Origin of the sequence: Pseudofrankia sp. DC12, from assembly GCF_000966285.1 — a bacterium.
Classification (GTDB): Bacteria; Actinomycetota; Actinomycetes; order Frankiales; family Frankiaceae; genus Pseudofrankia.
In genome coordinates, this window is sequence record NZ_KQ031391.1 from 6,512,190 (window position 1) to 6,531,290 (window position 19,101).

At 73.1% G+C, this 19,101-nt stretch carries 18 protein-coding genes; 9 read left to right on the forward strand and 9 right to left on the reverse strand.

Annotated features, from left to right (window positions below):
* Positions 1–5 precede the first annotated feature (5 nt).
* Genes FRADC12_RS26365 through FRADC12_RS26375 form a run of 3 tightly spaced genes read right to left on the reverse strand, consistent with a single transcriptional unit; the run spans position 6 to position 3,164 of the window.
* Positions 6–1,106, reverse strand: a complete 1,101-nt coding sequence (locus tag FRADC12_RS26365) for a type III polyketide synthase (RefSeq protein ID WP_232304058.1) — start codon at positions 1,104–1,106, stop codon at positions 6–8.
* Positions 1,100–2,332, reverse strand: coding sequence for an acyl-CoA dehydrogenase family protein (locus tag FRADC12_RS26370; protein WP_045878636.1), 1,233 nt, complete (start codon positions 2,330–2,332; stop codon positions 1,100–1,102). The genes FRADC12_RS26365 and FRADC12_RS26370 overlap by 7 nt, the downstream gene beginning before the upstream one ends.
* Before the next feature lie 16 nt (positions 2,333–2,348).
* Positions 2,349–3,164, reverse strand: coding sequence for a class I SAM-dependent methyltransferase (locus FRADC12_RS26375; RefSeq protein ID WP_084011206.1), 816 nt, complete (start codon positions 3,162–3,164; stop codon positions 2,349–2,351).
* Positions 3,165–3,592: 428 nt separating this feature from the next.
* Between FRADC12_RS26375 and FRADC12_RS26380 the strand changes: the two genes are divergently transcribed.
* Positions 3,593–3,814 carry a hypothetical protein gene (locus FRADC12_RS26380; RefSeq protein WP_041259508.1) on the forward strand — a complete coding sequence of 74 codons (222 nt, stop codon included), beginning with the start codon at positions 3,593–3,595 and terminating at the stop codon, positions 3,812–3,814.
* Positions 3,815–4,221: 407 nt separating this feature from the next.
* On the opposite strand, the gene FRADC12_RS26385 is transcribed toward FRADC12_RS26380, so the two are convergent.
* Positions 4,222–5,145, reverse strand: a complete 924-nt coding sequence (locus FRADC12_RS26385) for a VWA domain-containing protein (protein WP_232304059.1) — start codon at positions 5,143–5,145, stop codon at positions 4,222–4,224.
* A gap of 142 nt (positions 5,146–5,287) precedes the next feature.
* Here FRADC12_RS26385 and FRADC12_RS26390 point away from each other — a divergent pair, with 142 nt between their 5' ends.
* The 3 genes from FRADC12_RS26390 to FRADC12_RS26400 all read left to right on the forward strand — a co-directional run bounded on the left by FRADC12_RS26390 (position 5,288) and on the right by FRADC12_RS26400 (position 9,752).
* Positions 5,288–5,737 (forward strand): peroxiredoxin, encoded by a 450-nt coding sequence (locus FRADC12_RS26390; protein WP_084011208.1) that lies wholly within the window; start codon positions 5,288–5,290, stop codon positions 5,735–5,737.
* An 804-nt stretch (positions 5,738–6,541) separates the two neighbouring features.
* Positions 6,542–7,831: an LmeA family phospholipid-binding protein gene (locus FRADC12_RS26395; RefSeq protein WP_045878637.1), complete on the forward strand. Its 1,290-nt coding sequence runs from the start codon at positions 6,542–6,544 to the stop codon at positions 7,829–7,831.
* A gap of 688 nt (positions 7,832–8,519) precedes the next feature.
* A complete protein-coding gene (locus FRADC12_RS26400; protein ID WP_045878638.1) occupies positions 8,520–9,752 on the forward strand; it encodes a type III polyketide synthase in 1,233 nt (410 codons plus the stop codon).
* A 63-nt stretch (positions 9,753–9,815) separates the two neighbouring features.
* Here the strand turns inward: FRADC12_RS26400 and FRADC12_RS35220 are convergent, their stop codons facing one another.
* On the reverse strand, positions 9,816–10,148 hold the full coding sequence (locus FRADC12_RS35220) for a hypothetical protein (RefSeq protein WP_045878639.1): 333 nt from the start codon (positions 10,146–10,148) through the stop codon (positions 9,816–9,818).
* Positions 10,149–10,294: 146 nt separating this feature from the next.
* Here FRADC12_RS35220 and FRADC12_RS26410 point away from each other — a divergent pair, with 146 nt between their 5' ends.
* Entirely contained in the window at positions 10,295–10,771 is a 477-nt protein-coding gene (locus FRADC12_RS26410; protein ID WP_045878640.1) for a MarR family winged helix-turn-helix transcriptional regulator, read from the forward strand.
* A gap of 48 nt (positions 10,772–10,819) precedes the next feature.
* On the opposite strand, the gene FRADC12_RS26415 is transcribed toward FRADC12_RS26410, so the two are convergent.
* Both FRADC12_RS26415 and FRADC12_RS26420 read right to left on the reverse strand, forming a co-directional pair.
* On the reverse strand, positions 10,820–12,070 hold the full coding sequence (locus tag FRADC12_RS26415) for an ABC transporter substrate-binding protein (RefSeq protein WP_045880272.1): 1,251 nt from the start codon (positions 12,068–12,070) through the stop codon (positions 10,820–10,822).
* 507 nt (positions 12,071–12,577) lie between these two features.
* Positions 12,578–13,780 carry an amidohydrolase family protein gene (locus FRADC12_RS26420; RefSeq protein ID WP_045878641.1) on the reverse strand — a complete coding sequence of 401 codons (1,203 nt, stop codon included), beginning with the start codon at positions 13,778–13,780 and terminating at the stop codon, positions 12,578–12,580.
* A gap of 323 nt (positions 13,781–14,103) precedes the next feature.
* Between FRADC12_RS26420 and FRADC12_RS26425 the strand changes: the two genes are divergently transcribed.
* Positions 14,104–14,649 (forward strand): dihydrofolate reductase family protein, encoded by a 546-nt coding sequence (locus FRADC12_RS26425; RefSeq protein ID WP_045878642.1) that lies wholly within the window; start codon positions 14,104–14,106, stop codon positions 14,647–14,649.
* Positions 14,650–14,704: 55 nt separating this feature from the next.
* On the opposite strand, the gene FRADC12_RS26430 is transcribed toward FRADC12_RS26425, so the two are convergent.
* Positions 14,705–15,427 (reverse strand): HAD family hydrolase, encoded by a 723-nt coding sequence (locus FRADC12_RS26430; protein ID WP_045878643.1) that lies wholly within the window; start codon positions 15,425–15,427, stop codon positions 14,705–14,707.
* Positions 15,428–15,551: 124 nt separating this feature from the next.
* Positions 15,552–16,187, reverse strand: a complete 636-nt coding sequence (locus FRADC12_RS26435) for a superoxide dismutase family protein (RefSeq protein ID WP_045878644.1) — start codon at positions 16,185–16,187, stop codon at positions 15,552–15,554.
* A gap of 153 nt (positions 16,188–16,340) precedes the next feature.
* Here FRADC12_RS26435 and FRADC12_RS26440 point away from each other — a divergent pair, with 153 nt between their 5' ends.
* From FRADC12_RS26440 to FRADC12_RS26450, 3 genes are all read left to right on the forward strand, one after another.
* Positions 16,341–17,198 carry a PaaI family thioesterase gene (locus FRADC12_RS26440; protein ID WP_052711201.1) on the forward strand — a complete coding sequence of 286 codons (858 nt, stop codon included), beginning with the start codon at positions 16,341–16,343 and terminating at the stop codon, positions 17,196–17,198.
* Positions 17,199–17,428: 230 nt separating this feature from the next.
* Positions 17,429–18,190: an SDR family oxidoreductase gene (locus FRADC12_RS26445; protein WP_045878645.1), complete on the forward strand. Its 762-nt coding sequence runs from the start codon at positions 17,429–17,431 to the stop codon at positions 18,188–18,190.
* Positions 18,191–18,386: 196 nt separating this feature from the next.
* Positions 18,387–19,085: a hotdog fold domain-containing protein gene (locus FRADC12_RS26450; protein ID WP_045878646.1), complete on the forward strand. Its 699-nt coding sequence runs from the start codon at positions 18,387–18,389 to the stop codon at positions 19,083–19,085.
* Positions 19,086–19,101 lie beyond the last annotated feature (16 nt).

Consider the following 19,101-nt stretch of genomic DNA (forward strand, 5'->3'; position numbering starts at 1 on the left):
CGCGGCTATCGGCGCCGCAGGAGGGCCAGGCACAGCGTCAGCCCCGGACCGAACGCCATCCCGACCGCCGCGGCTCCGACGTCGAGCACGTCGCGCAGCCGTTCGAGGACGAGCAGCACGGTCGCCGAGGAACAGTTGCCCCGCGAGCCGAGGATCTGGCGGCTCGGGTCGGTCCGGGCACGGTCCAGCCCTAGCCGTTCCTCGACGACGTCGACGATGCGCGGGCCGCCGGGATGCACCGCCCAGCCCTTCACGTCGGCGAGCGTGAGCGCGAACGGGTCCAGCAGCGCCGTCGTCGCCGCCTCGACGTGGGACGCCAGCACCTCGGGGACCTTCGAGGACAGCCCCATCCGGAACCCGTGGTCGGTGACCTGCCAGGTCATCAGCTGCTCGCTGGCCGGGGCGGTCACGGCCGTGGTGTCGAGGACCTCCAGGCCGTCCGTGGCGTCGGGCACGAGGACGACCGCGGCGGCGGCGTCGCCGAACAGTGCGTGCGCGACGACCTGCTCGAGGTCCCGCCCGGCGCCGTCGGGCACCGGCTGGACGTGCAGGGAGGTGAGCTCCACGCACAGCACCAGCGCGGGCAGCCGGCGGGCCCGGACGAAGTCGGCGGCCGTCCCCATCCCGGGGATCGCCGCGTAGCAGCCCATGTGGCCGATCGCCAGCCGCCGGACCCGCTCGGACATGCCGAGCTGGCGGGCGAGCTGGATGTCCAGGCCGGGTGTGCTGTAGCCGGTGCATGACACGACGACGAACAGCCCGATGTCGGCGGCGCTCACGCCGGCGTCCGCGAGCGCGGCGCTGGCCGCGCGCAGGCCGAGGGGCTGGGCGTCCCGGACGTAGCGGCGCATCCGCGCGGCCGTCGACCAGCCGCTGACGTCCTCATGGCGTGGGTCCACCACGGCGTGCCGGGTCCGGACCCCGCATCCCAGGAAGATCCGGCGGGCCACCCGGTCGCCGCCGCACCGCCGGTCGAAGTACTCGTCCCACAGGTGCTGCTGGTCGAGCAGCCCGGGGAACGCCGTCCCGATCCCGGTGATGACGGCCGCGGTCCCGCCGCCCGCCGCCGCCGGCCGTCCGGCGCCCGGGGGCCGCGCTGTCACCACCGGGGCACGTCGGCGTCCGCGTCCGGGTCGCCGCCGAGCGCCGCGAGCCCCAGCCAGTCGGCGCACACGTCGGAGGTGGCGGGCTGCAGCGACCCGCATCTCGCGTCCCGGTAGAGGCGTTCCAGTGGATGGCCGCGCCGGGTCACCGCCGTCCCGCAGGCCTCGACGACGGAGGCGGCGACGTCCTGCGCGGTCTGCCCGGCCAGCAGCTTCGCCCGCCATACCCAGGCGTTCGTCGCCAGGGACCCGGGATCGGCGTCGACCCGCCTGGCGCACTCGTCGACGACCAGGTCGAGCGCGGCGAGCGCGACGTCCGCCCGGCCGAACCGGGCCCGGACCGCGGGCAGAGCGACGAGGCCCTCCGGTAGTCCCGGCGCGGTCCGGCCGCGGGCATGCTCGACGCCCGCGTTGAACGTGGCCCGGCCGACACCGGCGTAGACGGCCGCGTACGAGGCCACCAGCCACTGCGGCATGATCTGCGCGATCAGCAGGCTCAGCCCCTCCAGCCCGCCGATCAGCGTGTCCGCCGGGACCCAGGCGTCCAGCCGCAGGTCATGGCTGCCGGTGCCCCGCATGCCGAGGGTGTCCCAGTTGGGCTCGACGGTCATCCCCGGCCCGGCGGGGACGAGGAAATGGCTGACCTTCCCGGCTGGCTGGCTGTCGGAGCCGTCGGAGCCGTCGTCGTCGGCCCGGGCGGCGACGAAGTAGAGGTCGGCGTGCGAGGCGCCCGAGCAGAACGACTTCAGGCCGGTGATCCGGTAGCCGTCGCCTTCGCGGCGGTAGGAGGTCCGCAGCGCGGACAGCCGGGAGCCCGCGCCCCGCTCGCTCATCGCGACGGCGATGAACGACCCGGCGGCGGCCTGGGCCAGCACCCGGTCCCGGGCGGCGAAGTACGACTCCGGCGCGCCCATCGCCCGGGCCAGCTCGTCCGGGGTCCCGGCCAGCGCGCCCACGACGGAGCAGTGCATGTTCAGCGCGAGGGCCGTCGAGCCGCTGCCCTCGGCGAGGACCCGCGCGGCGTCGGCCCAGTCGGAGAAGGCGCCGCCCAGGCCGCCCAGCCGGCTGGGCACGAGCAGGCCGAACAGGCCGGCCGTGCGCAGGTCGTCGAGGTCGCCGGCCGGCAGCTCCCCGAGGCGGTCCGCCTCGCCGGCCCGCGCCGCCAGCGCCGGGGCGACCTCCCGGGCGAGCCGCCCGCCGTCGACCCGCCCGCCCAGCTCGACGCTCATCGCCGGCCGCCTCTCGTCACGACCTGGTCCCGATCGCCTGGTAGACGCCCGCCGTCGAGCGGATGGGGACCATCCGGACCGAGTCGGCGCGCCGCGCCAGCCAGCGGGCGTAGTCACGGACAGAAGGACGCAGGCCGCCGACGACCCTCATCGCGATCCCGGACTGTTCCAGCGCCGCGCCCAGGCGCTCGGGCGAGACCAGCAGCCGGGGGTCGTGCAGGCGCGGCGGCGGCCCCCCGGGCAGGCGCTCGGCTATGCGCACCAGGCCGACCCGGCAGAAGACCGTATCCGCGAGGGTGTCGATCACCAGGGTTCCACCCGGGGCCAGGACGCGCGCGATCGCCGCGCAGGCCGCGTCGAGATCCTCCAGGTGCTCGAACATCTCCCCGGCGACGACGCACGGGAACTCGCCGTCGCGGAACGGCAGCCGGGTCACGTCGGCCAGCACCGTCGCCACGCCGTGCTCGCCGGCCTGGCGCAGCGCCGACGAGGAGAGATCGACGCCGACGTGCCGCCAGCCCGCGAGCTCCCCGGTGAGTACCGGCGCGAGCAGCCCGCCACCGCAGGCCAGGTCGAGCAGCGGTGTTCCGGGGCGCGGCGGCGGCGGGATGAGCCGCGCGCGTGCCTCGGCCAGCCAGTGCAGCGCGGCGAACCGGCCATGCGTGGGCCACCACTGGTCGGCGAGGTCGTCGTACTGCGCGGGGTCGTTACGGCGCCGCCGGGGCGGCCGCCGTCCCTTCGGCTCGGCCGGGGCAGGCTCGGCGCGGGCCGGCGGCAGGCCGGTGAGGGGTGCGTGAGACGTCGAGCCCGACCGGCCTGTCGACCCGTTCACCCAGCCCCCGGAGGAAGTGGCAAACTCTGACGATCTTCAGTATCGCCCACCTGTTCGGCGCCCCGCGCCTGTTCGGGGAAACCGGGCTGAAAGCGAGGCGGACCCGCCCGCCATGCAGACCCTTCCTCGCCGCTCGCTCATCCCGCTCCTCGCCCCGACGCCGCCGGACCTGCCCGACGGTGGCCTGCGGAGCGAGGGGTGACAAGTGAACGCTTACTAAGACCGTTCGGGCCGAGCTTCGCGCCGACCACGCTGACCGGCCCGGCCACGCCCCGCCGGTGCCCGTGGACGCCGGCGGCGACCGCATCGGGTGACCTTCCCCAGAAAGGCCGACACGGGAGCGGAAACTCCGGTGAGCGGCCCCCGATCGGCCGCACTTCGCCGGCTACCGGCGCGGCGGCAGGCCCGCTAGGCGCATACTGGAGCCAATGACCAAGTCAGCGGTACCCAAGCGCCGTCTGCCCACCAGCCCCTTCAAGGATCCGGTCATTCCGCCGTGCGATCGCTTCGCCATCGGTGACCGCGTCATCCACGACACGTACGGTCTCGGCCAGGTCATCGGGGTCGAGCAGGACATCGCCGTGCTGGTCGATTTCGGGTCCCAGCAGGAACGGATCCCGAGCCCGTTCAGCAAGATGTCCCATCTCTGACGGCACGAGCACCGGGCCCGCCGGGCCCGGGACTCGGCGCCCGCGGTGGCGGGTCCGCGGCGGAGCCTGGCTCCGCCGCCGGTGCGCCGCGCCGTCGGCCCTGACGACATCCCACCCCAGAAGCGAGCTATCCCATCGCCACACCGCCGAACCCACTGTTCTCCGCGTCGGAACCGGCGCGCTCCTCGCCCAGGCGGGAGGCGCCGCGTCCGTCGGTAGACCTCTTCCAGGCCCCCGACTTCGGGCCGGCTGACCCCGAGGGCGCCGAGGTCGGGGGTGAGCAGGCCGAGCCCGCGCGCGTCCGCCGGCCCGCTGCGGCCAGCCAGTCCAGGCCGGCCCCCGCCCGTCGTCGCCCTCGGCCCCGGCGGGCGTAGGCAGGGCCGGCTTCGACCGGCGTCGCCGCGAGGTCATCGGCCCGCCGGGATCTGTCGGGTGCTGGCCTGGCCCTCGGCCAGCGGTGGGGGAGACCCCGCCGCGGCCGGCAGGCGCCGGACCCGGTTCCACCACAGCGAGAGACCGACCGCCGCGCCGATGCCGGCGAACCAGGCGGCGATGTCCTTGTGCTTGTGGGTCACGGTGATGTTGCGCGGCAGGGTGCCGAGCGCGTCCTGGAGCTGGCCCGCGTTCTGCGCCCGGTAGTACGCGCCGCCGGTGGTGGCCGCGACCTGGCGTAGGGCCTGCTCGCCGATGACCAGCAGCCTGCGGTCGCCGAGCCGGCCGCCCCCGCCCCCGCCCCCGCCCCCGCCGCCGAATCCGCCAAACCCGCCGAAGGCCCCGTTGCCAGCCTGCGAGCTGCCACAGACCATGGGCGCCGGCGTCGTCGTGCCGAACCCGGTCGTGTAGACGCGCAGGCGGCGGGCGGCCGCCTGCTTCGCGGCGGTCTGCGGGTCCACGCCCTGGGTGTTGGCGCCGTCGGTGAGCACGACGATCACGTCGGCCGCGTACGGGCCGGTGCCGTTCCCACTGACGGTCGCGCCGGTCGGCGCGACGGACGGGTCGGCGTCCGCGATGGCGTCGATCGAGGTGAGGATGCCCTGGCCGATCGCGGTGCCGCGCGACGTCGTCAGGTTCTGCAGCGCGTCCAGCAGCTTCGTGGTGTCGGTGGTGGGCGGGACGAGCAGCCCCGCGATGCCGGAGAAGGTGACCAGCCCGATCCGGGAGCCCGCCGGCTGCGCCTTGATGAAGGCCGTCGCGGCCTTCTCGGCGGCGGTGATCCGGTTGGGCGGCACGTCCGTCGCGGCCATGCTGTTCGAGACGTCCACGGCGACGATCACCGTGCCGGCGGCGCGGGTGACGGGCACGCCCGCCGCGGGCGCCGGCCCAGGAGCCATGACCGGCCATGACCGGCCATGACCGGCCATGACCGGCCGGACTATTGTGCAAGAGACAATTGTGCAAAATGGCTGCCATCCAGGGCGGCCATGGGCGCCAGGCCCCGCCCGAGGCCCGGCCTCAGTGAGAGGAACGCAAACGATGCTGCGCGTCGGCGACACCGCTCCGGATTTCGAGCTGCCGGACGAGAGCAACACCCCCCGCAAGCTGTCCATGCTGCTGGCGGACGGGCCGGTCGTGCTGTTCTTCTACCCCGCCGCGATGACGAAGGGCTGCACCGCGGAGAGCTGCCATTTCCGCGACCTCGCGGCCGAGTTCGCGAAGGTCGGAGCCCAGCGGGTCGGCATCAGCACCGACACGGTCGCGAAGCAGAAGGAGTTCTCCGAGAAGCACTCCTTCGACTACCCGCTGCTGTCGGACGCCGATGGGACCGTGTCGAAGGAGTTCGGCGTGAAGCGGTCCCTCGACCTGCTGCGCGTCAAGCGCGCCACCTTCGTGATCGGCAAGGACCGCGTCATCGTCGAGGTCATCAACAGCGAGCTGAACATGAACACCCACGCCGACAAGGCCCTGGCCGCCCTCGGCGCCTGACTCGCTCTGGGGGATGGCCGCCGCGCTCCCGCGAGCCCAGGGCGGCGAGGTAGGGCCCTCTGACGGTCGTGGACGAACACCGCCGACGGCCGCCGGAGGGCCCGACGCCCACCGCCTGGCCGGTGAGCGGCCGCGCGCCGACGACATCTCGTCCGCCGAGCACGCCTCCCGCGCCCTGGTCCGGAAGCTCCCTACTCACGTGGCACGGCATGGCACGGCGCGATCCGCGCCGGCGCCGTGGAGGTTCTCTTGGCTCCTCTGCAGTAACGCGGTTACTTCGGTAACCGCGTTACTTGCGTCTGGTCCCGTTTCCGGATGACTCCTCCGGTTCCCGGCCGACCGGCGTGCCGACCGCGAGGAGGCGGGATCATGGCGGCTCACCCCGCACCTGTGGCGGTGCTTCGAGCATGATCACCGAGCCCCGGGCCGTCGCGGACGCCCTCCAGGAGGTCGCCACCGTCTGACCGCGGCCCGTCGCGAAGATCAGGGAGGGCGCCTGGGACATCGTTCCGGAACCGGGTGTGGCACCGCTGCGAACTTCGTCGGCAATGCCGGAGGAGCGGCCAGGTTTCGGCCGCGGCCGGTGACATCGCTTCTCTTTCGGGCGTAGTGCCGAGTGCGCCGCCGGGCGCCCGACGCAGGGTGCGAGAGTGGTCGCTGTGCGCCGGCCGGGCCAGCCGGGTGAACGCCATGATTGGCGGCCGCGGCAGGGCCGACGGCGCGGTGCGCCGGAGATTCCGGCCGTCGTGATGCCGCCGCAGGACGCCATGGCTCCGGGCGGCGGCGAGAGCGGGAGACGATCCGGTGAACCAGGAGCGCGGCGAGGACTGGCAGCCCCAGCCGGACGCCACCGACGGCCCGCCGCCCGATGTGTCCTGGGGCTGGCGGCGCCCGGCTGACGAGTCGGGGAGCCCGGTCATCCCGCGCCGGTCGGCGCCGTCCCACCCGGAATCCGCACCATCGTCGGGCTCGGCTGGACCGGCCCCGGATGCGAGCCCGTACCGCCCGGGATACGCGGTACGACCGACCGCCGCCCGATCGTCCAGCGAGCCAGGCGGGCCGGTCCGGCCGACCCGGCCGTACGACGGCCACAAAGCGGGCGGGCCGGTCCGGCCGACCCGGCCGTACGACGGCCACAAGACGGGCGGGCCGGTCCGGCCGACCCGGCCGTACGACGGCGACGAGGCTGGTTTTCCGACCGCCGGGTACGGCGGCCACCTCGGCGCGGGATCAGGACCGGGCTACGGCGGGGAGCCGCCGCCCGGCGAGTACGGCGGGAGCTCCGCCCCGGAGCCGCCGCCGTGGCGCCGCCGGCCCTCGCGGCTGGTCACGATCCTCACGGCAGTCGCGGTGGTGCTGGTCCTGCTGTTCGTGGTGGTCGACCGCGTCGCGGTGACGGTGGCCGAGAGCGAGATGGCCAAGCAGCTGCGGACGGGCGTCACCCAGGGCCTGGCCTGCGGCTCGACGCCGCCGACGGTGCAGGACGTCAGCATCGGCGGCTTCCCGTTCCTCACCCAGATCCTCTTCGGGAAGTACAAGAGCATTGGCGTGACGGTCAAGGACCTCCCGACGCCCGGGCCGCGGATCGCGTCGGTCCAGGCGACCCTGAAGGGCGTCCATGTACCGCTCCACCAGATCCTGACCAACAGTGTCGGCGACGTGCGGGTCGACAACATCCAGGCGACGATGCGGGTCCGCTACGACGACCTGAACACGTACCTGGCCGGTCAGCCGGGCGAGGTCAAGGTCAACCCGCTGGACAACGGCCGGCGCGTCGAGATCACCGCCATCGCGGACCTGCCGCTGGTCGGAGCCCAGGAGGTCGGTGGCGTCACCACCTTCGAGGTCCGGAACAACCAGGTGACCCTGGTTCCCTCCGAGATCACGCTGCGGGGGGCGCTCAACCTCGATATCCCACTGGGCGGCCTGGGGGAGCTGGTCCCGTCGATCCCGCTCCCCGTCGGCAACCTGCCGTTCCGCCTGACCGTCACCAGCGCGTCGACCGACGCGACCGGGCTGTCCCTGTCCGCGACCGCCGCGACCGTCGTGCTGCCCAAGCAGGCCGCGCCGATCCAGTGCCCGCCCGCGGGATAGCCGCCGTCGGACCGCGTCGCCGGGCAGCGCCCTCTCCGCCCGGTCCCGGAGTCTCCATGATCGCCGCGTCAGCCCCGCGGTGGTCGTAGCCGGATCTGTTTCTGGCCACGAGCCGTCGGCGCTCCGGCCGTTCGGCGGCGCGCCGGTCCCTCGGTGGCCCGGCGGATCGGCGCTGGATCTTGACCAGTGGCACTCGGGCATCGCGGCGGGGGCTCCCGCCAGCGCCACCGCGAAGCCCGACCAGGCCGCCGGGTCGTAGGCCATGAGCCGGTGCCGTATTGCCGCGCATGCCCGTCATCCTGGCATGTGGCCTGGTGGGCGCCCGATCGGACGCGAGCGAGACCGGCCTGAGAGCTGGGTCACATTGATGACCCCAGGTGCTCGGAACGCCCGCGACGTGCTCGCCGTGCGTCCTACGATTTGGCCTGGGAAAACAGGGGGTAATTTCGTCACGCCGCCGCCGGCGCCCGGCAGCGTCTTTACGCATCGCGCCGGCCGCGGTGATCCAGCTCATTTCCCGGAGATTCTCCTTCTCTTTTCCGCCGCGACCCGTGGCGGATGAATGAGCCGCCGCCCGGCGCCATTCGGGCTGCGGGACCTGCGACGCTGTGGAGCCGGCGTCGCCGACTCGCCTGTTTCCCGGACTTCCACCACGGCAACCGTCAGGTCACGTCCACCCGGAGACGAGATGCCCGCCGAAATGTTTCCCGCGCTGCTTGCGGTTAGCGCCGCCGCACCCGGTGCGCCTCTTGCCCAGACCGACATCTGGGACGAGTTCTACGCCCCGGTCTTCGCCGACGTCCCGCATGCGCGCCGGTTGTTCGTCGAGGCGAACACCGTCGGGCGCAGGCACCTGAACTGGGACCCGCGGACCGCGTTCCAGGACGGCTTCCCGCCGGTCGGCCCGCGGGTCGACGCCTGGGAACGGTGTGCCCTCGACCTGGGCCGGCGCACGCTGCCAGCGGTTCTCACCGGCCAGGACCGGTCGAGGGTCGGCACGTTCATCATGGTCAGCTCCACCGGGTATGCCTGCCCCGGCCCGGACTCCCAGCTCGTCGCCGAGCTCGGCCTTCGCCCGGATGTCCGGCGGGTGTTCGTCGGCCACATGGGCTGCTACGCGGCGCTGGTCGGCCTGCGGGCGGGCGCCGACGCGCTCGCGGCCCGGCCCGACGAGCTCGTGCTGCTGACCTGCGTCGAGGTCACGTCGGCGCACCTTCGCGGCGAGGCGACCCGCGAACAGGCCGTCGTGCACGGTCTGTTCGGCGACGCCTGCGCGAGCGTCCTGCTCGGCACCGTTCCGGGCGGCCCGAGCCTGCCAGCCGCTCCCGCCCTGGCGGGACCAGGCCCGGCCGGCACCAGGCTCACGAGCGACACCAGGCTCGCGGCCGATGCCGAGGCTGCTGCTGACACCTGGCCAGCCGGTGACACCGGGATTGCCGGCGACGCCGCGCTCGCGGGCGACACCGCGGTGGCGGTCGGCGCCCAGGTGCTGGCGACCCGGACCGAGGTCACGCCCGGCACGTCCGAGCACATGTCGATCCGGATCCACGAGGACGGCTTCCGGCTTCGGCTCTCACCGGCCATCCCGTCGCTGCTGCGGGCCGGCACGCCCGGCTTCGTCGACCGCCTGCTCGCCGGGACCGGGGTGGGCGTCGAGGACGTCCGGCACTGGGTGCTGCATCCGGGCGGCCCGCGGATCATCGACGCGGTGGGTGACGCGTTCGGGCTCTCCGACGCGCAGCTGCGGCCGTCGCGGGAGACGCTGCGCGACTACGGCAACTGTTCGTCGGTCACGGTGCTGCTGGCGCTGCGCCGGCTGATGAGCGGCGCCGCCGGCGAGCGCCCAGCGCCGGGTGACCACGCGATTCTGCTGGCCTTCGGCCCGGGCCTGACGACAGAGGCCGCACTGGTCCGGTTCTGAGCTCCGGCCGCCACGGCGGGGCGCACTCGCCTGGCGGCGGTCGTCGTGGTGATACCGCGACCGTCAACATCTGCCGGTCGCCTTGATCGCCGCTCTCGCCCTTTGGTGAATCTTGCTGGTCAAATTGCCCGCGGTGACGGTTGGCCGGGCCGGGCCGGGCCGGGCTGGCGATCGGGAGGCCTCGACCAGGCGCCCGATCGCCGCGATGGCGGCGGATCCGGCGAGCAACGTCGCGGTCACGACCCAGGACGCGTTGCCGGCGCTGGTGTGCAGCAGCCGCGGCAGCTCACCGATGAGCGGCACGACCAGGGTCTGCATCAGGGTGGCCACGATGCTGCCCGCGGCCAGCACGGCCACGACCAGCCCCGGGCGAGCGGTCGGTGCGGAGCTGCTCACGGGTACCTCGTTCCTCCCACGGCGGGCCGCCGTCGACGAGTTTGCACAATACAAGATATTTGTATGATGCAAAGTCGGCCGGGCGCCCGCGGTGCCGTAGAAACGGGTTCCTGGCGGCGCGGCGAGGCGGCGCGGGGAGGAACGAGATGGGCAAGCCCACGCACCTGATCGAATACGAGGGCATGCTGCTCGGCCGGTACGCGCATCTGTCCGCGCGCGGCGAGCAGCGAGCCGGCGGGCTGGAGCGCAGCGCCTACATCCTGCTCAGCCGGATCCGGATGCAGGGCCCGATGTCGCTCGGGCAGCTCAGCGAGGCCTTCGGCCTCGACGTCTCGACCCTGCATCGCCAGACCGCGGCGATGCGCCGCGAGGGCCTGGCCGAGCGGATCGCGGACCCGGACGGCGGGATGGCGCGCAAGTTCCGGATCACGGCCGAGGGAGCCCGCCGGCTGGACCGGCAGCGAGCCGAGATCGTTGCCGGCATCGATCAGGTGGTCGAGGACTGGACCGCCGAGGAGGTGGCCGCCTTCGCGGCGTTCCTCAAGCGGTTCAACGCCGGGATCGAGCGGCGCGGCGGACGGCCCTGGCCGCGCCCGTCGGACGGGCCGTCAGAGGGCGGGTGACGGGCCCGTCCCGCCGGCCAGGCTGGCTGGCGGGACGGGCCTACAGGGTCAGGAGGCCGCAGCGACCGTCTTGCCGGGGACGAGAGCACCGCAGATGGGGGTCGCGCCCTTGACGAGGGTGAACTCGTTGCCCTCGAGCTTGGTCACCCAGATGCAGTTGTCCGCACCGCCGACGATGTTCACGCGGTCGTTGATGTCGGCCTTGTGGCTACCGAACAGACCCATCGCGTCCCAGTCGTGGATGTTCGACAGGGAACCGATGATCGAGGCCGCGGCCGTGTTGCCGCCGTTGGCCTTGAGCGCGCGGACCAGCAGGCCGGTGGAGACATAGCCGTTGTAGGCGGCGTACGTCGGCGCCTCGGTGATGCCGGCGCTCTTGAAGTCGGCCTGCAGCTGCTTGGTCGCGGCGGTCTGCATCTCGATCGGCTCGTAACCGAGCGTGAAGTACACACCCTGGGCCTGGTTCAGCGCGCCCTGGCCGGCCTGGAGCAGGTCGCCGCCATACCCGGTGGGCAGCAGCGCCGCCTTGAGGTCGACCCCCTGGTTGCGCAGGCCAGTGACCAGCGCGAACGCGGTGTTCGGGTCGACCGTCGGGTACAGGCCGTCGATCCCGGCCGCCTTCATGGCCAGGACCTCAGGCCCGACGTCGGTGCTGCCGAAGGGGAACTTGGCGTTCAGGTAGCTGACCTTGAGACCCGCCACCTCCGCCGACGCCGCGCCGGAGGCGGCGCTCTCGGCCGATACCGGCGAGATCCCGTACCCGAGCGCGGCGACGTTGGTGACACCGAGCAGCTTGAACAGCTTCCCGGTGGTCTCCGCGACCTTGGTCTGCTGCAGCGGTCCGGCGACCGAGAACATGTTCTTCGCGGTGATCCACTCCGGGCCGTCCTCGCTCATGCCGATCACGGGGACGTTGTGCGCCGTCAGGTAGTTCGACGCGGTGAAGAAGATGGCGGACTGGCCGAACACGACCGAGACGTGGTCCTGGGTGACGAGTTTCTGGGCCGCGGTCAGGGCGGTCGTCGGGTTGGTCGCCGTGTCGGCGACCACGGTCTTGATGGTGTAGCCGTTGCGGGCCGCGTAGACGACGCCCGCCTCCACCCCGTCGACGAATGTCTTGTTGCCGGAGGACGCCGGTCCGGTGACGTCGGTGAGCACACCGACCGTGATGGTCTTGTTCGCCTTGCCGGAGGCGGTGGCGCTGCCGCCGTCGGACTTCGACGAGCCGCAGCCGGCGGCTAAGAGCATCGCCGACGCGGTCGCGAAGACGCCTAACATGGTCCGTCGTTTGCGGATCATCGGTTTCCCCTTCTTCGTGGTGGTCGGCATGACGACAAGGAATCTGCGCGTGTGTCGGGCGAAGAAGGGGTTGGGATCCGAAATGAAGTAACTTGTGCATCGTGAGCCTTCTGCGGGCCTACGACCTGCGAAGATAGCCCCGCGCATGCATTTGTTGTTCCAGTACGGCTCCTTAGCTTCCGCCCGTCCAAGGCGGGTTTTGAGTATTCCGGGGCCTGGCCGTCGAGGAGACGGCCGTGCCCGTCCGGGGGGAGCGCCACCATCGTTGTGACGCTCGGTATCGGGATCTCGTCAGTCAGGTCGAGCCCGGCCTGCCCCCCGGGCCGTGAGCAGCGGACCCGGGAACAGCCCCGGCGCTGCGGTTCTGGTGGCGGCCTTCGACGGTGTGGCCCAGCGATCCGGATGGCCCCCCGCCACGAGACCGACATCACATTCAGTGACGTTCGACACTTAACCACGAGGCCGCTCGCTGTGTCCACCGAGTACGTGGCGGACGCCGCGGGCGCGTCAGCTGGGCAGACCGATGAGCTCGGCGCAGTTCGCGCGCATGATCCGGTGCACCTCGTCCGGGCTGAAGGCGCCCAGCTCGTCGACGAACGCCGCCGGCTCGGCGAGGCCCTCGCCGTGCGGCCAGTCGGAGCCGAACAGGACCCGCTCCACCCCGATCGTGTCGGCCAGCTTGCGCAGGTCCTCCTCGTAGTAAGGCGTCACCCAGACGTGCTGGCGCAGCGTGTCCAGCGGGTCCTCGGGCACCAGGCGCGGCGCCCGGTTCGCCAGCTTCCGCACGCTCTTGACCAGGGGGTAGACCCAGTCGGAGCCGTTCTCGACGCTCGCCACCCGCAGCGCCGGGTGGCGGGTGAACACGCCGCCGACGATGAGGCTCGCCATGGTGTCGTGGATCGCCCGGTCGGCGATGAGGACGCTGCCGAGCGGGTCCGGCGCCCGGAACGGCGCGAAGTCCTCAGGCCCGCCCCAGGCGGCGCCGACCGTGCCGTTGTAGCCGCTGTCACCCAGGTGGAACGCCACCGGGATGTCCGCCTCGGCGAGCCGGGCCCAGACCGGGTCGTGGGCCCGGTCGCCCAGGGAGCGGCCGTGGTCGCCTCCGGTCGGCACCGGCGCCGGCCGGACGTGCACGATCCGGGCTCCGAGCGCGAGCACCCGGTCGACCTCCTCGACGGCGCCGGCCGGGTCGGCCAGCGAGATCATCGGCGCGGCGAAGATCCGCCCCTGGTAGGCGTAGCCCCAGTCGTCCTCCAGCCAGCGGTTGAACGCGGTGAGGCTCGCCATCGTCGCCGGCACGTCGCGCACCAGCGCCTGCTCGACGCCGCAGCCCAGCGTCGGGAACAGCAGCACCGCGTCGAGGCCCTGCGCGTCCATCGTCATGATCCGGACGTCGCGGTCCCGGTAGGCGGGCGAGATGGGCTCGACCTTCGTCAGGCTGCGCGGGTCGACGCCGGGCGGGATCTGGCCGCGGAACTGCAGGTCGAGGCAGCCCGGGACGATGACCGGGTCGAACGTCGGGTTCGGGATGAAGTTGTTGACCTTGCCCGCGATGACCATCTCGGCATGCGACCCGTCCTGGACGACCCGAACCGCGCGGTGGCGCAGCTTCCGGTCGAGATGGCGGGTGAAGGCGTCGAGCGGCTCGTAGTAGTGGTTGTCGGCGTCGACCGGTCGCGACGCCGCGCTCGTACCCTCGTCGTGGACCATCGGGGGCCTCCATACCGGACGGCTGGCCCGAGCGGCGCAGCGGTCCCCTGGGACACGTTTTACTGCAACGGCGCCAAGACATCTAGATGTATTGGCGAGGTCGCCGGGTCGAGGACCGCCGCGCCGGACCTCCCGTCGAGGCCGGGGCGGCTCACCGCGCCGCCCGCGAACGGTCGCCGCCGTCACGGTCCCGACGTGCCGAGCAAGATCGGCCAGGTGGCGGGACAGCCCCGCCGGACAGACTGGCGCAAGGCGAGCCGGCCGCGAGCCGCCGCGGGGACCGGGCCGGGCAAGCCCGGCGAGACGACAGGAGCAGCCAACCGATGAGCCGCACGACCTACTACACGGCGACGACCCTGGACGGCTTCATCGCCGACGAGCATCACTCGCTCGACTGGCTGCTCACCCAGGACGTCGACCCCGCCGGCCCGATGAACCACGACGAGTTCGTCGGCGAGGTCGGCGCCCTGGTCATGGGCTCGTCGACCTACCAGTGGCTGCTCGACAACCACATCTCCACCGGCGGGACCTGGGACTACCGGCAGCCGACCTGGGTGATGACCAGCCGCGACCTCAAGGCGGTCGACGGCGCCGACATCCGCTTCGCCCGCGGCGGCGCCCGGCCGGTCCACGCCGAGGCGACGGCGGCGGCCGGGGGCAAGGACGTCTGGGTCGTCGGTGGCGGCGACCTCGCCGGCCAGTTCGCCGACGCGGGCCTCCTGGACGCCGTCGTCGTGTCGATCGCCCCGGTCACACTCGGCGCCGGTCGCCCGCTGCTGCCGCGCCGGCTCGACCTTCGCCTCGTCGAGGTCGCGCGCAACCGGGCCTTCGCCTGCGCCCGCTACGACGTCGTCGGCCCACGGCCCTGAACGGGCCAGGGCCGTGGGCCGGCGTTCTGACGGATCGCCGGAAGGCACGGTCGGCTCAGCGCCGCGGCGGCCCGGCCCGTCGCCGCCCGCCCGCGCCCGCCGGGGCCTCGGGCCGACCGGCGAGCGAGAGCTCGTGCAGGCCGTGGATGCGGGGGACCTCGACGTCCGGATGGGCGTCGTAACGGTCGAGCAGGACCGCGCTGATGCCCACGTCGAGGGCGCCCCGGACGTCCTTGGGCAGCGAGTCGCCAACCATGAGGACCTCCCCGGCCGCGAGGCCGACGATCGCGAGGGCGCCGGCGAAGGCGCGTGGGTCCGGCTTCCCGGCCGGGAGCATCGACGAGGCGACCAGGAGGTCGATCTCCTCGGCCAGGCCGACCTGGTGCAGCTTGAGCCGCTGGTGCTCCTCGTCCCCGTTGGTGAACACCGCGACCCTCAGGCCCGCCGCGCGGGCCCGGCGCAGGGCCGGGACGGCGTCGTCGAACGTCGCCCAGCCGGCCCGGTAGCGGGACAGGTAGCCGGCGAAGAGGGCGTCCGCCTCGTCGTCGGTCACGGTGAGCGCGAGGAACTCGCGTACCTGGGCGCGGCGCTGCTCGGTGAAGGTGATCTCCCGCTGCTGGTAGCGCGCGAAGTGCGTCTCGGAGACGCTCGCCCATCGCTCGCTGACCTGCGGGTCGGTGACGCCGTGCCCGGCGGCCCACCCGAGGACGGCGGCGTCGGCCGCCGTTCGCTGATCCACCAGCGCGTCGTCAAGATCGAAGAGCACCCCGCGCAGCACCAGGTGATTCTGACAGCCGGTGCGCGGCAGATCAGCTCAGCGGCGAAGGCCGGTAGGCCGGCGGCCCGGGGTCGGGCCGCCGGCCTTCGGCGATCAGGGGGTGACGTACAGCTTGGCGGCCCGCTCAGAGATCCACGCAGGCGAGCCGGGCACCGGCCTTGCCCGCGTGGCCGGGCGCGGTTTCAGTGGACGTCTCGTGGATGACGATCGACTTGTGCGGGCGGTTGTCGAAGACCCAGTTGACGGTGGACTCGGAGTGCGCGGACCCGCTCGCGTCGGTGGTGAAGTCGAGCCAGATCTCGTTCTGCGGGTTGGCGTAGGCCGGGTCCACTGATGGCTGCTTCGGGTCGACCAGGTGCTGGTAGTGCGAGCCGGCGTCCTCGGCGCTCTGGCCGCAGGCGTTCGAGTGCACGTGCGCGCCGAACCGTTGGTTCGGCGGCAGCCCGCGCACCGCGAGCACGGTCAGCGTGTGGCCGGCGGCCTGCGCCGACACGACGGCGACATCCGCGTCGACCGGCACGCGCGCCGTGTCGTAGGTGATGGCCTTGGCGTCCGGGCTGTACCGGGCGAACCGGGTGAGTACGACCGTCGGCGGGACGAGGACGGGCGGCGGCGACGGCGAGGAGGTCGTCGAGGCCGTGGCCGTGGGCGTCGCCGCGGCGGCCGACGGGTCGGTGGTGGAGCCGCAGCCGGCGAGGGCGAGCGGGACGAGGGCAACGATCATGCCGGCAGTGGCGGCAGACAGTCTGCTGTAGCGCATGAAGTGACTGTGTGTCAGTCGAAGGTAAACGTAAAGTATGAACCTGTGCGCGTCGCGTGATGAATACTGAACGGGAGCGCGGTAGCGGCCCGTCGCGCCCGGACGCCCGACGTGGCGCGAAAATATCTAACCCTTTGTGCGAGGATTGGCCTCATGAGCGTCGCAGCACGGTCCGGGGCGCATCCTGCGCCGGAACCCGCCGGGAGTGGGAACGGCGAGGTCCCGGCCGCGCGGGCAGCCGGCCACGATCAGGCCCCGCCGGCCAGTCACATCGTCACCGAGCTCGGTCTGCGCCTGACCGACGGCGAGGGCGCGTTGCACGGGCACGCGCAGGTGACGCCGCACCTGTGCGTTCCGGGGGCGTCGACGCTGCGTACCTCCGTGCTGGCGACCTGGGCGGACGTCATCGCAGGCACCGTCGTGGGCGAGGCGCTCAGTCCGCGGATCCCGCTCACGCTCGACCTGGAGATCCAGCTGTACGCCCAGGCGCGCAGCGGCGTCCGGATCGGCGTCGTCGCGCGGCTGCTGAAGGTCGGCCGGACGGTGGTCGTCAGCGAGACGCGGTTCCACGACGAGGCCTCGGGCGCGCCGCTGGCGGTCGCGCTCATCTCCTTCATCGCGTCGCCGAACCCGCGCGACGTGTTTCCCGACGGCTTCCCGAGGGCCTGGGGCAACCCTGCGCTGCTGGCCCGGCCGCTCGCCGACCGGATCGGCGGCCGGACCGTCGCGCCTGGCATCGTCGAGGTGCCGCGCCGTCCCGACGGGCTGAACGCCACGGGCGCGATCCAGGGCGGCCTCGTCGCCCTCGCCGCGGAGGAGGCGGCGTCCTCGCTGGCGGCCGGCCCGGTCGTGGTGGAGGCGATGAACGTCCGGTACCTGCGGCCGATCTCGACCGGCCCGGCGCGGGCGGTGGCCGTGGGCGACGGCCGGTTCTCCGTCGTGCACATCACCGACGTCGGCGCAGGCAAGCTGAGCACGGTCGCCACCGTGCGCCTGACCGATCCCGCCTGACCGACCCCGCCCGACGTCGGGCTTCCGGCCGCGCGGACCGGCGGACGACGCGGCCCGGGCGCGGGCGGGCGGAAACGCATACTTTATCCGTTGCACCAAGAGGTGGCGGGCGCCGGGACGTAGGACGGCGCCCGGCCGGCAGAAAGATCCAGTTGTCCCGGCAGGTCAGCCACCAGCGGTCGGATACCCCGCGCTCGTGCCTGCCGGACCCGAACAGGGAGGAACGACGCGTGGAGCTCAAGGGCCTGCGGGCGGTCATCGTTGGCGGTGCCTCGGGCATGGCCAAGGCGACGGCGGAACTGGTCGTCGCGCGAGGGGGCAAGGTCGCGATCCTGGACCTGCCAACCAGCGCCGGACAGGCCGTCGCCGATGACCTCGGCGGCAGTTTCCACGTCTGCGACGTCACGGACTTCGAGGGCGTGGAAGGCGTCCTGGACGCGGCGGTCGGCGCGCTGGGGGGGATCGACGCGGTGGTCAACACCGCGGGCGGCTCCCGGTCGATCCGGACGATCAGCAAGGAGGGGCCGCTGCCCCTGAAGGAGTTCCAGAAGGTCATCGACCTGAACCTCACGGGCACCTTCAACGTGGCCCGGCTCGCCGCCTGGCAGATGAGCAAGCAGCAGCCGAACGAAGACGGCGAGCGCGGGGTGATCATCAACACCGCGTCGATCGCGGCCTTCGAGGGCCAGATCGGGCAGATCGCCTACACGGCGGCCAAGGGCGGTGTCGCCGCGATGTGCCTGACGATGGCCCGCGACCTCGGCTCGCTCGGCATCCGGGTGAACGCCATCGCGCCCAGCCTGTTCCACACCGGCCTGACCGCCGGAATCCCGGAGGAGTTCGAGAAGGTCCTGACGAAGGACGCCGCGTTCCCGAAGCGGATGGGCCGGCCCGAGGAGTACGCCCGCCTGGCCGTCGGCATCATCGAGAACCCGATGCTCAACGGCTCCACGATCCGGCTCGACGGCGGCCAGCGCTTCGCGCCGAAGTAGTCGACCCCATGGGCGCCGCGGCGGGCTTATACATCTAGAGGTTTAGATGGTCCATGGGTAGCATGGCCGCGATGGAGACCACTCCGGACCCGGCCGGGAACCCAGGCGGGGCCGCCAGCCCGCCCGGCGGTGGCCTCGGCCGTCCCAGGAGCCCGCGCGGCGCCCGGCGGTCGAGCCCGGCGCCGGGAGTACCGACGTGACCGGCCTCCCGGCGCCGGGCGCCGACCGCTGGACGTTCGGCGTCGAGCCCCTGCCGCAGACGGTCGAGCTCGCCGCCCGGTTACGTCGCGTAACCGGGCTCGTGCTCTCGATCGAGCACCCCGACCCACGGCTGGACGCGCTCGCCGCCGCCCTCGACGAGGCCGAGCGGCAGCTCGCGCCGCTCGCCCCGGCGGACCCGGAGCCCCGCGTCGGGGCCGCCGCGGCCGGCGACGGACGGCTCTACCTCGACCACTCGCGCCACATCGGCGCGTTCAACCCCGCGTTCCCGGAGTACGAGATCGCCGTCGACGGCGACCGGGCGACCGGCACCGTCAACTTCCCCGTCGCCTACGAGGGCCCGCCGGGCCTGGTTCATGGCGGCTTCCTGGCCCTGTTCTTCGACGCGGCCATCCAGCACCACAACTGCGACGCCGGCGTGGCCGGCAGGACGGCCGGCCTCCAGCTGCGCTACCGCCGCCCCGCCCCGGTGCTGACCGACCTGCGCTTCATGCTGACCCGGTCGCTCGAGGCCGGCCGGATCCACTCGACCGGCGAGCTGCTGGCCGGTGACGTCCGCCTGTGCGAGGCGCGCATGGACGCGGTCCAGGGCGACCGGGCCAAGCTGCCGCCCGTGTCGCCGCGCCGGGCCCAGCCCGGCGCGGCCGGCGCATGTTCCGACGGGATTCCCACGTGAGCTACCCGGGAGCGTT